Annotated in this window: 10 protein-coding genes; all 10 read left to right on the forward strand. The window is 73.1% G+C overall.

The window, feature by feature from the left end:
• Positions 1–229 precede the first annotated feature (229 nt).
• From VGB14_19755 to VGB14_19800, 10 genes are read left to right on the forward strand one after another with little or no spacing between them, the layout of a single operon-like run.
• On the forward strand, positions 230–1,066 hold the full coding sequence (locus VGB14_19755; protein ID HEX9995169.1) for a nitrilase-related carbon-nitrogen hydrolase: 837 nt from the start codon (positions 230–232) through the stop codon (positions 1,064–1,066).
• Positions 1,063–2,373, forward strand: coding sequence for an aspartate aminotransferase family protein (locus VGB14_19760; protein HEX9995170.1), 1,311 nt, complete (start codon positions 1,063–1,065; stop codon positions 2,371–2,373). Before VGB14_19755 ends, VGB14_19760 begins: the two co-directional genes overlap by 4 nt.
• 28 nt (positions 2,374–2,401) lie before the next feature.
• Positions 2,402–3,817, forward strand: a complete 1,416-nt coding sequence (hydA, locus tag VGB14_19765) for a dihydropyrimidinase (GenBank protein HEX9995171.1) — start codon at positions 2,402–2,404, stop codon at positions 3,815–3,817.
• Positions 3,814–5,304 (forward strand): CoA-acylating methylmalonate-semialdehyde dehydrogenase, encoded by a 1,491-nt coding sequence (locus VGB14_19770; GenBank protein HEX9995172.1) that lies wholly within the window; start codon positions 3,814–3,816, stop codon positions 5,302–5,304. The genes hydA and VGB14_19770 overlap by 4 nt, the downstream gene beginning before the upstream one ends.
• Positions 5,305–5,306: 2 nt before the next feature.
• Positions 5,307–6,326, forward strand: coding sequence for a TIGR03842 family LLM class F420-dependent oxidoreductase (locus VGB14_19775; protein ID HEX9995173.1), 1,020 nt, complete (start codon positions 5,307–5,309; stop codon positions 6,324–6,326).
• A 2-nt stretch (positions 6,327–6,328) separates the two neighbouring features.
• On the forward strand, positions 6,329–7,273 hold the full coding sequence (locus tag VGB14_19780) for an ABC transporter permease subunit (GenBank protein HEX9995174.1): 945 nt from the start codon (positions 6,329–6,331) through the stop codon (positions 7,271–7,273).
• Positions 7,270–8,079 (forward strand): ABC transporter ATP-binding protein, encoded by an 810-nt coding sequence (locus VGB14_19785; GenBank protein ID HEX9995175.1) that lies wholly within the window; start codon positions 7,270–7,272, stop codon positions 8,077–8,079. The genes VGB14_19780 and VGB14_19785 overlap by 4 nt, the downstream gene beginning before the upstream one ends.
• A complete protein-coding gene (locus VGB14_19790) occupies positions 8,076–8,876 on the forward strand; it encodes an ABC transporter permease subunit (protein HEX9995176.1) in 801 nt (266 codons plus the stop codon). Before VGB14_19785 ends, VGB14_19790 begins: the two co-directional genes overlap by 4 nt.
• Complete coding sequence (locus VGB14_19795; protein ID HEX9995177.1) at positions 8,873–10,015, forward strand: ABC transporter substrate-binding protein; 1,143 nt, start codon at positions 8,873–8,875, stop codon at positions 10,013–10,015. Before VGB14_19790 ends, VGB14_19795 begins: the two co-directional genes overlap by 4 nt.
• A gap of 44 nt (positions 10,016–10,059) precedes the next feature.
• Positions 10,060–11,646 (forward strand): FG-GAP repeat protein, encoded by a 1,587-nt coding sequence (locus VGB14_19800; protein ID HEX9995178.1) that lies wholly within the window; start codon positions 10,060–10,062, stop codon positions 11,644–11,646.
• The last annotated feature ends 7 nt before the right edge of the window (positions 11,647–11,653 follow it).

Below are 11,653 nucleotides of genomic sequence, written 5' to 3' on the forward strand. Positions count from 1 at the left end.
CGCCCGAGCGGCGTCAGCCGAGCGTTACCGTGCATCGAGCCCCCTGGGTTCGTGTGTTGCCTGGCAGCTCCACACTCACCCCGGGGGCTCACTCACACGCGGACCCCGTCAACAACCTCCGTGGTCACTACAGCTAGTCCCCCCAGGACCGTCCGGCCCCCCGGGGAACCCCCCGGGGGCCGGGCGGTACCATCGCGGCGCCGACGAGTGCGCATCGGGGAGGCCGAGGATGACCACGATCAGGGCCGCGCTGGTCCAGACGAACTGGACCGGCGACAAGGAGACGATGATCAAGGCCCACGAGGAGTACGCCAGGGACGCCGCCGCCCAGGGCGCGAGGGTGATCTGCTTCCAGGAGCTGTTCTACGGCCCGTACTTCTGCCAGGTGCAGGACGCCGAGTGGTACAGCTACGCCGAGAGCGTGCCCGGCCCGACGGTCGAGCGGTTCTCCGCCCTGGCCGCCGAGCTCGGCATGGTGATGGTCCTCCCGGTGTACGAGGAGGAGCAGCCGGGGGTCATGTACAACACGGCGGCCGTCGTCGACGCCGACGGCACCTACCTCGGCAAGTACCGCAAGACCCACCTGCCCCAGGTGAAGGGCTTCTGGGAGAAGTTCTACTTCCGCCCCGGCAACCTCGGGTACCCGGTGTTCCAGACGGCCGTCGGGCCGGTCGGCGTCTACATCTGCTACGACCGCCACTTCCCCGAGGGCTGGCGGGCCCTCGGTCTGAACGGCGCCCAGATCGTGTTCAACCCGTCGGCCACCCACCGCGGCCTGTCCTCGTACCTGTGGCAGCTCGAGCAGCCGGCGTCGGCCGTCGCCAACGAGTACTTCATCGGGGCCATCAACCGGGTCGGCATCGAGGACCTGGGCGAGAACGACTTCTACGGCACCAGCTACTTCGTCGACCCCGAGGGCAAGTTCGTCGGCGAGGTGGGCGATGCCCACGAGGCCGAGCTCATCGTCCGCGACCTCGACTTCGACCTGCTGGCCGAGGTCCGGCGGCGCTGGCAGTTCTACCGGGACCGTCGTCCGGACGCCTACGACGGCCTGGTCGCGCCTTGAGCGGCGACCTGCTCCGGCGCCACCGCGCCGTCACGCCGAGCTGGCTGGCGCTCTACTACGAGCAGCCGATCGAGCTGGTCCGGGGCGAGGGCCGCCACGTCTGGGACGCCGACGGGCAGCGCTACCTGGACTTCTTCGCCGGCATCCTCACGACCAGCGTCGGCCACGCCGTGCCCGAGGTGGTCGAGGCCATCCGGGAGCAGGCCGGCCGCCTGCTCCACACCTCGACCCTGTACCTCAGCACGCCGCTCGTGGAGCTGGCCGAGCGCCTGTCCGAGCTGTCGGGCATCCCCGGCGCCAAGGTGTTCTTCACGGCGTCGGGCACCGAGGCGAACGAGGCCGCCCTGCTCGCCGCCACCTGCTTCCGCCGCAGCAACCAGGTCATCGCCCTGCGCAACAGCTACCACGGCCGCTCGTTCGGCACGGTGGCCATCACCGCCAACCGGTCGTGGTCGCCGACCAGCCTCTCGGGGCTCCAGGTGTCCTTCGTCCACGGCGGCTACCGCCTGCGCAGCCCGTTCCGCCACCTCGACGACGAGGGCTACGTGGCGGCCTGCGTGCAGGATCTCCGCGACGTCATCGACATGTGCACGAGCGGCGACGTGGCCTGCATGATCGCCGAGCCCATCCAGGGGGTCGGCGGGTTCGCCACCCCGCCGGACGGGCTGTTCGGGGCGCTCCAGGAGGTGCTCGCCGAGCACGGCATCCTGTTCGTCACCGACGAGGTGCAGACCGGCTTCGGCCGCACCGGCGACCACTTCTGGGGCTACCAGGCCCACGGCGTGGCACCCGACCTCATGACGATGGCCAAGGGCATCGGGAACGGCACCGCGCTCGGCGCCGTGGCCGGCCGGGCCGAGGTGCTCGACAGCATCCCGTCGAACAGCATCTCGACCTTCGGCGGCAACCCGCTCGCCTGCGCCACCGCGCTGGCCACCCTCGACGTGCTGCTGTCGAGGGACCTCCAGGGCAACGCGCAGAAGCAGGGCCACACCCTCGCCGACGCGCTGCACCGCATCGCCGAGCGCCACCCGTTCGTGGCCGACGTGCGGGGCCGGGGCCTGATGCAGGCCGTCGAGACCTGCGTGCCGGGCACGGGCGACCGGCTGGGCGGGCCGGAGCCGTGGCCGGCGGCGGCCGCCGCCTTCATGGAGGAGACCAGGAAGCGGGGGCTGCTCGTCGGCAAGGGCGGGCTCTACGGGAACGTGCTGCGCATCGCGCCGCCGCTCAGCGTCACCGACGACGAGATGGCCGAGGCGACGGCGATCCTCGCCGACGCCGCGGACGCGGTCGCGGCCGGGCTCTGATCCGCACGACGGGGGAGGGAACAACCGAGTGACCACCTTGATCGCCAACGGCACCGTGCTGAGCGCCACCGGGGCGAGCCGGGCCGACGTGCTGATCGACGGCGAGCGCATCGTCGCCCTGGTCGAGCCCGGGTCGACCGCGCTCGGCGCCGACCTCGCGGCGAGCGCCGACACCGTGATCGACGCCACCGGCAAGTACGTCGTGCCGGGCGGGGTCGACGGCCACACGCACATGGAGCTGCCCTTCGGTGGCACCTTCGCGTCCGACACGTTCGAGACCGGCACCAGGGCGGCGGCCTGGGGCGGCACCACCACGATCGTCGACTTCGCCGTCCAGCGGACCGGCGAGCGGGTGCAGGACGGCCTGGCCGCGTGGCACGCCAAGGCCGACGGCCAGTGCGCCATCGACTACGGCTTCCACCAGATCGTCGGCGGCGTGGACGACGACTCGCTGAAGGCCATGGACGAGCTGGTGGCCGAGGGGCTCACCAGCTTCAAGCTGTTCATGGCCTACCCGGGCGTCTTCTACTCCGACGACGGCCAGATCGTGCGGGCCATGCAGACGGCGGCGGCCAACGGCTCGCTCGTGATGATGCACGCCGAGAACGGCATCGCCATCGACGTGCTCGTCCAGCAGGCGCTGGCCAGGGGCGACACCGCGCCCCGCTACCACGGCCTCACCCGCCCGTGGGAGACCGAGGAGGAGGCCACCCACCGGGCGATCATGCTGGCCAAGCTGACCGGGGCGCCGCTCTACATCGTCCACATGTCGGCCATGCAGGCGGTCGCCACCCTCGCCGCGGCGCGGGACCAGGGCTGGAACGTGTTCGGCGAGACCTGCCCGCAGTACCTGTACCTGTCGCTCGAGGAGCACCTGTCGGCCCCCGGCTTCGAGGGCGCCAAGTACGTGTGCTCCACGCCGCTGCGCTCCCGGGAGGAGGGCCACCAGGAGGCGCTGTGGCGCTACCTGCGCACCGACGACCTCTCGGTCGTCAGCACCGACCACTGCCCGTTCTGCTTCAAGGAGCAGAAGGAGCTGGGCATCGGCGACTTCTCGAAGATCCCGAACGGGATCGGCGGCGTCGAGCACCGCATGGACCTGATCTACCAGGGCGTGGTCGACGGGAAGCTGTCCCTCGCCCGGTGGGTGGAGCTGTGCAGCACCACGCCGGCCCGCATGTTCGGGCTGTACCCCCGCAAGGGCGTGATCGCCCCGGGGTCCGACGCCGACGTGGTCGTCTACGACCCGGACGGCACGACGAGGATCGGGGTCGAGACCCACCACATGAACATGGACCACTCCGCCTACGAGGGCACCGTCGTGCAGGGCCACGTCGACGTCGTGCTCTCCCGGGGCACCGTCGTCGTCCGGGACGGCGAGTACACCGGCCGCAAGGGCCACGGCCGCTACCTGCCGCGCGGCCAGTCGGAGTACCTCCTGTGACCCGGCGCATCGACCACTGGATCGGCGGGAAGCTCGTCCCGTCCACGTCGGGCCGCTCCGGGCCGGTGTACGACCCGGCCACCGGTGAGACCCAGGCCGAGGTCGGCCTGGCGTCGGCGGCCGAGGTGGACGACGCCGTCGCCGCCGCGGCCGACGCCTTCCCGGCGTGGCGGTCGGCGTCGCTCTCCCGGCGCACCGAGATCATGTTCCGGTTCCGCCACCTGCTCGACGACCGCCGGGCCGAGGTGGCCGCCGTGCTGTCCTCCGAGCACGGCAAGGTGCGGGCCGACGCGGCCGGCGAGCTGGCCAGGGGCATCGAGAACGTCGAGTTCGCCTGCGGCGCGCCCGCGCTGCTGAAGGGCGGGTTCACCGAGCAGGCGGCGACGGGCGTGGACGTCCACACCGTCCGCCAGCCCCTCGGCGTGGTCGCCGGCATCACGCCGTTCAACTTCCCGGCCATGGTCCCGCTGTGGATGATCGCCAACGCCGTCGCCTGCGGGAACACGTTCGTGCTGAAGCCGAGCGAGCGGGACCCGTCGGCCCCGCTGCTGCTGGCCGAGCTGTTCGCCGAGGCCGGGCTGCCCGACGGCGTGCTCAACGTCGTCCACGGCGACGCCGAGGCCGTCAACCGGATCCTCGAGCACCCGGGCGTCGCCGCCGTGAGCTTCGTCGGCTCCACGCCCGTCGCCCGCCACGTCTACGAGACCGCCACCCGTCACGGCAAGCGGGTGCAGGCCCTCGGCGGCGCCAAGAACCACATGGTCGTGCTGCCCGACGCGGACGTCGGCATGGCGGCCGACGCCGCCGTGTCCGCCGCGTACGGGTCGGCCGGCGAGCGGTGCATGGCGATCTCGGTGGTCGTGGCCGTGGGCGACGTGGCCGAGCCCCTCGTGGCGGCCATCGCCGAGCGGCTCCCGAAGCTGCGCATCGGCCCGGGCACCGACCCCGAGGCGGAGATGGGCCCCCTGATCACGAGGGAGCACCGGGACCGGGTGGCGTCCTACCTCGACGCCGCCACCGAGGACGGCGCCACCGTCGTCGTGGACGGCCGGGAGCGCCGCTTCGACGGCGACGGCTTCTTCCTCGGCGCCTCCCTGGTCGACCACGTCCGCCCGGGCATGCGGGTGTACGAGGACGAGATCTTCGGGCCCGTGCTGTCGGTCGTCCGGGCCGGCACCTACGACGAGGCCGTCGGGCTGGTCAACGACAACCCCTACGGCAACGGGTGCGCCATCTTCACGAGGGACGGCGGCGCCGCCCGGCAGTTCGAGTTCGACGCGGTGTGCGGGATGGTCGGCGTGAACGTGCCGATCCCCGTCCCCGTCGCCTACTACAGCTTCGGCGGCTGGAAGGCCTCGCTGTTCGGCGACACCGCGATGTACGGCCCGGCGGGCATCGACTTCTACACGCGCACGAAGGTCGTGACCTCCCGCTGGCCCGACCCGGCGACCTCCGCGGTCGACCTGGGCTTCCCCAGGACCCGGTAGCGGTGGACTTCGGGATCGTCCTCCAGACCAACCCCCCGGCGTGGCGGGTGGTGGACCTCACCCGCCAGGCCGAGAACCTCGGCTTCACCCACGCCTGGACCTTCGACTCCCACCTCCTGTGGGAGGAGCCGTTCGTCGTCTACAGCCAGATGCTGGCGGCCACCCACCGCATCGTCGTCGGCCCCATGGTGACGAACCCGGCGACGAGGGACTGGACGGTCACCGCCTCGCTGTTCGCCACGCTCAACGAGATGTTCGGCAACCGGACGATCTGCGGGATCGGCCGGGGCGACTCGGCCGTGCGGGTCACGAACGGCAAGCCGACCACGCTCGACACCCTGCGCCGGTCGATCGCCGTCATCCGCGGCCTGGCCAACGGCGAGGAGGTCGAGCACCGGGGGAGCCGGCTGCGGTTCCCGTGGAACCCGGACAGCCGCCTCGACGTCTGGGTGGCGGCCTACGGGCCCAAGGCGCTGGCCCTCGCCGGCGAGGTGGGCGACGGGTTCATCCTCCAGCTGGCCGACCCCGACATCGCGGCGTGGAGCATCGCCGCCGTGCGCCGGGCCGCCGAGGAGGCCGGCCGCGACCCCGGCTCGATCCGGTTCTGCGTCGCCGCGCCGGCCTACGTGGGCGACGACCTCGCCCACCAGCGGGACCAGTGCCGGTGGTTCGGCGGCATGGTCGGCAACCACGTGGCCGACATCGTCACCCGCTACGGAGCCGACGGCGGGCAGGTGCCGGCCGCCCTCACCAGCTACATCGAGGGCCGGAAGGGCTACGACTACAACGAGCACGGGCGGGCCGGGAACACCCACGCCGACTTCGTGCCCGACGACGTGATCGACCGCTTCTGCGTGCTGGGCCCGGTCGACCACCACGTCGAGCGGATGTGCGAGCTGAAGGACCTCGGGGTCGACCAGTTCGCCATCTACCTCCAGCACGACGCCAAGGAGGCCACGCTCCAGGCGTACGGCGAGTCCGTGATCCCGAGGCTCGCCGAGATCGTCGCCGCGAAGTCCTGACCGTGGCCGCCACCACCTCCGCCGTGGAGGCGCCGGCCCCCGAGGAGCAGGTCGGCGCGGCGGCGCCGTCCCTGGCCGCCGGCGCCGGCGCCAAGGTGCTGCTCGTCGTCGGGGCGGTGGCCGCCGTCGGCCTGGTGTGGACGGGCTACAAGGCGATGGGCGAGGCCACCGGCGGCACGTGGCCGCTCACCAACGTCGACCTGCCGGTGCCGACCGACGACCGCACCCTGCCGCCGTTCGCCGACGTGCTGACCCGGTTCTTCGACCCCCAGCGGGCCGGCGACTCGACCCCGCTCTGGCGCTTCGTGCTCGACGCCGCCCTGTTCACGTTCCGGGAGGCGGCCGCCGGGTTCGTGGCCGGCCTGGTCATCGGCCTCGGCCTCGCCCTCGTCATGCTCCGGTCGGGCTGGCTCGAGCGGGGGCTGCTGCCCTACGTGATCGTCTCCCAGACCGTGCCGCTGATCGCCCTCGCCCCGCTCGTCGTGGCGTGGGGCAACCAGATCGACGTCGGCGTCGTCGAGTGGCAGCCGTGGATGTCGGTGTCGATCATCGCCACCTACCTCACGTTCTTCCCGGTCTCGGTGAACGCCCTGCGGGGGCTGAAGTCGCCCCAGCCCCACTCCGTGGAGCTGATGCGGAGCTACGCCGCGTCGTGGTGGCAGACGGTCGTCAAGCTGCGCTTCCCGGCCGCCGTGCCCTACCTGGTGCCGGCCCTGAAGGTGGCGGCCACGTCGGCCGTCGTCGGCGCCATCGTCGGGGAGATCTCGGCCGGGGTGCGGGGCGGCCTCGGCCGGCTGATCATCGACTACGCCCAGCAGTACCTCACCGACCCGGCCCGCCTGTACTGCGCGGTGATCGGCGCCGGGATCCTCGGCGTCGGCTTCGTCGCCCTCGTCGACCTGGCCGACCGGCTGCTCGCCCACCACCGCCCGAGGGAGGCCAGGTGAGCGGGGGGCCGGCGGTCGCCGTCAGCGGCGTCGACCAGGTGTTCAACCGGGGCCGGCGCAACGAGGTCGTCGCCCTGCGGGGCATCGACCTCGAGGTCGAGCCGGGCGGGTTCGTGTCGCTGATCGGCCCGTCGGGGTGCGGGAAGTCCACGCTCCTCCGCCTCGTCGCCGACCTCATCCAGCCGACCGCGGGCACGGTCACCGTCAACGGCAAGCCGGCCCGCCAGGCCCGCCTCGACCAGGACTACGGCATGGCCTTCCAGCAGGCCGGCCTGTTCGAGTGGCGGACGGTGGCGGCCAACGTCGAGCTGCCGCTGGAGCTGCGGGGCTGGGACCGGGCCAGGCGCCGGGAGCGGTCGAGGGAGCTGCTCGAGCTGGTGCGGCTGGGCGAGTTCGCCGGCCACCGGCCCTGGGAGCTGTCGGGCGGCATGCAGCAGCGGGTGGCCATCGCCAGGGCGCTCGCCGTCCGCCCGCCGATCCTCCTCATGGACGAGCCCTTCGGCGCCCTCGACGAGATGACGAGGGAGCACATGCAGGACGAGCTGGTCCGCATCTGCGCCGAGACCGGCACGACCGTCGTCTTCGTCACCCACTCGATCCCCGAAGCCGTGTTCCTGTCGGACCGGGTGGTCGTCATGTCGGCCCGCCCCGGCCGCATCACGGCCGTCGTCGAGGTCGGCCTCGACCGCCGCGACCAGGACACGAGGGAGGACCCGGCCTTCTACGCCGCCGTCACCGAGGTGCGGGAGGCGCTGCGGGGCCGCACCGGTCGGGTGGCCGACCCGACCGCGGTGGTGGAGCGATGAGCGTCGTCGCCCTGCCCCGTCCCCGCCGGCGCTGGAACCGGCCCGACCTCGTGCTGCCGCCCGTCGCCGTCGCCGTCGTCGGCCTCGGCGGCTGGGAGCTCGCCGTCGACGCCTTCGACATCCAGCGCTTCCTCCTCCCGAAGCCGTCGGCCATCTGGTCGGCCCTCGTCGAGGAGCGGGACGTGATCTGGGAGGCGGCCAGGACGACCGGCTGGGTGGCGGTCAGCGGGCTGCTGGCCGGGGTGGTCGCCGCCGTCGTGTTCGCGCTGGCCTGCTCCCGCTTCCGCCCGCTGGCCCGGGCCGTCACCCCGCTCGCGTCGGCGCTGGCGGCGACCCCGATCGTCGCCCTCGCCCCCGTCTACTTCAAGTGGTTCGGCCAGGTGGGGCCGACGGCCAAGCAGGCCGTGGTCGTCTCGGTCGTGCTCTTCCCGGTGTTCGTGAACACCGCCCGCGGCCTGCTCGAGGTCCAGCCCGTGCACCTCGAGCTGATGCGGTCCTACGCGGCGGGGGAGTGGCGGGTGCTCCGCGAGGTGCGGGTGCCGAACGCGCTCCCGTTCTTCTTCACCGCGCTGAAGGTGGCCGCCTCGCTCAGCGTGATCGCGGCGATCGTGTCCGAGTACTTCGGCGGCGAGCAGGGGACCCTCGGCGGGATCATCACCCAGTCGGCCGGCCTCAGCCGGTACGACCGGGCCTGGGCCGCGGTGCTGGCGGCCTGCGCCCTGGGCCTCGCCCTCTACGCGGGGGTGACCCTGCTCGAGCGGCTCCTCGTCCACCGGCACACAGGGAGGCAGACATGAGAAGGAACCGACGAGGATGGCGCGCGCTCGCCGTCGTGCTGGCGGTGGTGCTCGTCGCCGCCGGCTGCGGGGGCGACGACGACGACTCGGGCGGCAGCGACGAGCAGGGCTCGGCCGACAGCGGCGACCTCACCCCGGTGAAGCTCCAGCTCCAGTGGGTGGCCCAGGCCCAGTTCGCCGGGTACTACGCGGCGCTGGCCGAGGGCTACTACGAGGACGAGGGCCTCGACGTCGAGATCGTCGAGGGCGGCGTCGACATCGTCCCCCAGACCCAGCTGGCCACCGGCGCCGTCGACTTCGCCATCGCCTGGGTCCCGAAGGCGCTCGCCTCCCGGGAGGAGGGGGCCGAGATCACCGACATCGGCCAGGTGTTCCAGCGCTCGGGCACCCTCCAGGTGTCCTGGGCCGACGAGGGCATCGACGAGCCGGCCGACCTCGAGGGCAAGTCCGTCGGCAACTGGGGCTTCGGCAACGAGTTCGAGCTCTTCGCCGGGCTCCGCCAGGCCGGCCTCGACCCGCAGAGCGACGTCACCCTCGTCCAGCAGCAGTTCGACATGTCGGCCCTGCTGGCCCGGGAGATCGACGCCGCCCAGGCCATGACCTACAACGAGTACGCGCAGGTGCTCGAGACCGTGAACCCCGACACCGGCGAGCTGTACCAGCCCGAGGACCTGTCGGTCATCGACTGGAACGAGGTCGGCACGGCCATGCTCCAGGACGCCATCTGGGCCGACACCGGGCGCCTTGACGACGACGACTACCGGGCCACCTCGGTCGCCTTCCTGCGGGCCTCGATGCGGGGCTGGGTCTTCTGTCGGGACAACTTCGACGAGTGCGTCGACCACGTCCTCGACGCCGGCCCGACGCTCGGGCGCTCGCACCAGGCCTGGCAGCTGGCGGAGGTGAACAAGCTGATCTGGCCGTCGCCCGACGGCATCGGCGTGATGGACCAGGCGCTGTGGGACCAGACCGTCGACGTCGCCGTCGAGGAGGAGATCATCTCGGCCGAGCCCGACGAGGACGCGTTCACCGCCGACCTGGCCCAGGAGGCCGTCGACTCCCTCGAGGAGGACGGGGTGGACGTGGTCGGCGACGGCTACGAGGCGCCCGAGGTCCAGCTGAACGAGGGGGGCGCCTGACCGGCACCTGACCTAGGGTGCCCCCAGGAGAGAGGGGGGGCACCATGCACCGTTCCGGCATCGCCGCGGCCCTGGCCGCGCTCGCGTCCCTGTTCGTCCCCGTGACCGTGGCCGGGTCGGCCGGTGCCGCCCCGCCCCGGTCGTCCGCCGCGGCCGCGCCGGCCGCGGCGGGGGGCGGCGACAGCGCGGCCGGCGACTTCGACGGGGACGGGTTCGGCGACCTCGCCGTCGCCGCGCCGGGCGAGGACGTGGGCGACGTCATCGACGCCGGCAACGTCACCGTCGCCTACGGCACGGCGTCGGGGCTCACGGCGGCGGGCGCCGAGGTCGTCCGCCAGGGCCTGTCCGGGGTGCCCGGCGCGCCCGAGCAGGGCGACTGGTTCGGCGCCGCCGTGTCGGCCGGCGACTTCGACGGCGACGGCTTCGACGACCTCGCCGTCGGGGCCTCCCAGGAGGACAGCGGCACGGTCCGCGACAGCGGCAACGTCACCGTCGTCTACGGCACGCCGTCGGGCCTCGTCGGCGGGCGGGCCGAGGTGCTCCGCCACGGGCTCCCTCCCGTCGGGCAGGCCCTGGAGGCCGACGACTGGTTCGGCGAGACCACCACGGTGGGGGACGTGGACGGCGACGGCTTCGACGACCTCGTCGTCGCCGCCCCGTTCGAGGACGTCGGCTCGGCGATCGACGCCGGCAACGCGTCCGTCGTGTTCGGCAGCGCCACCGGGCTCGGCGGCGGGCGGGCCACGGTCACCGTCCGCCAGGGCCTGAGCGGCCTGCCCGGCGCGCCCGAGACCTCGGACTGGTTCGGGCTGCGGATGACGGCCGGCGACCTCGACGGCGACGGGTTCGACGACCTCGCCGTCAGCGCCCCGGCCGAGGACGTGGGCAGCGTGGACGCCGCCGGCAACGTCACGGTCGTGTTCGGGACCGGCGCCGGGCCCGACCTCGCGGCCGGCGAGCCGGTGAACGCGTCCGAGACCGACTGCGGGTGCCTCCAGGCGGCGGCCGAGTTCGGCGCCACCGTGGCCACCGGCGACGTGAACATCGACGGGTTCGACGACCTCGCCGTCGGCACGCCGTTCTGGGACGAGGGCGGCGCCGCCGACGCCGGCATGGTCACGCTCCTGTTCGGGACGGGCGAGCGGCTGTTCCCGTCGTCCAGCCGGGTGCAGCCCCAGGTCGGCCAGGCCGCCGAGACCGGCGACCAGTTCTCCTGGAACCTGGTCGTCGTCGACGTCACCGCCGACGGGGTCGACGACCTGATCGTCGGCGCGGCGCGGGAGGACGTGGGCGCGACCGTGGACGCCGGCAACGTCACCGTCATCGAGGGCGCCGGGGCCGAGTTCCCGGGGCCGGCGACCACGTTCCACCAGGGCAGCTTCGGCGGCGCCCTGGAGCCGACCGACCTGTTCGGCCTGACGATGAGCGACGGCGACTTCGACGGCGACGGCCGCCCCGACCTGGTGATCGCCGCGCCCGGCGAGGACGTGGGCAGCGCCGACGACGCCGGCAACGTCACCGTCGTCTACGGCACCGCCACCGGCCTGCCCGGCCGGCCCGTGCCCTACAACCAGGGCTCCTTCGTCGGCGTCGCCGAGCTGGGCGACACCTTCGGGCTGAACCTGTCCTAGCCCCGGC

The organism is Acidimicrobiales bacterium (assembly GCA_036399815.1).
Lineage (GTDB): Bacteria > Actinomycetota > Acidimicrobiia > Acidimicrobiales > DASWMK01 > DASWMK01.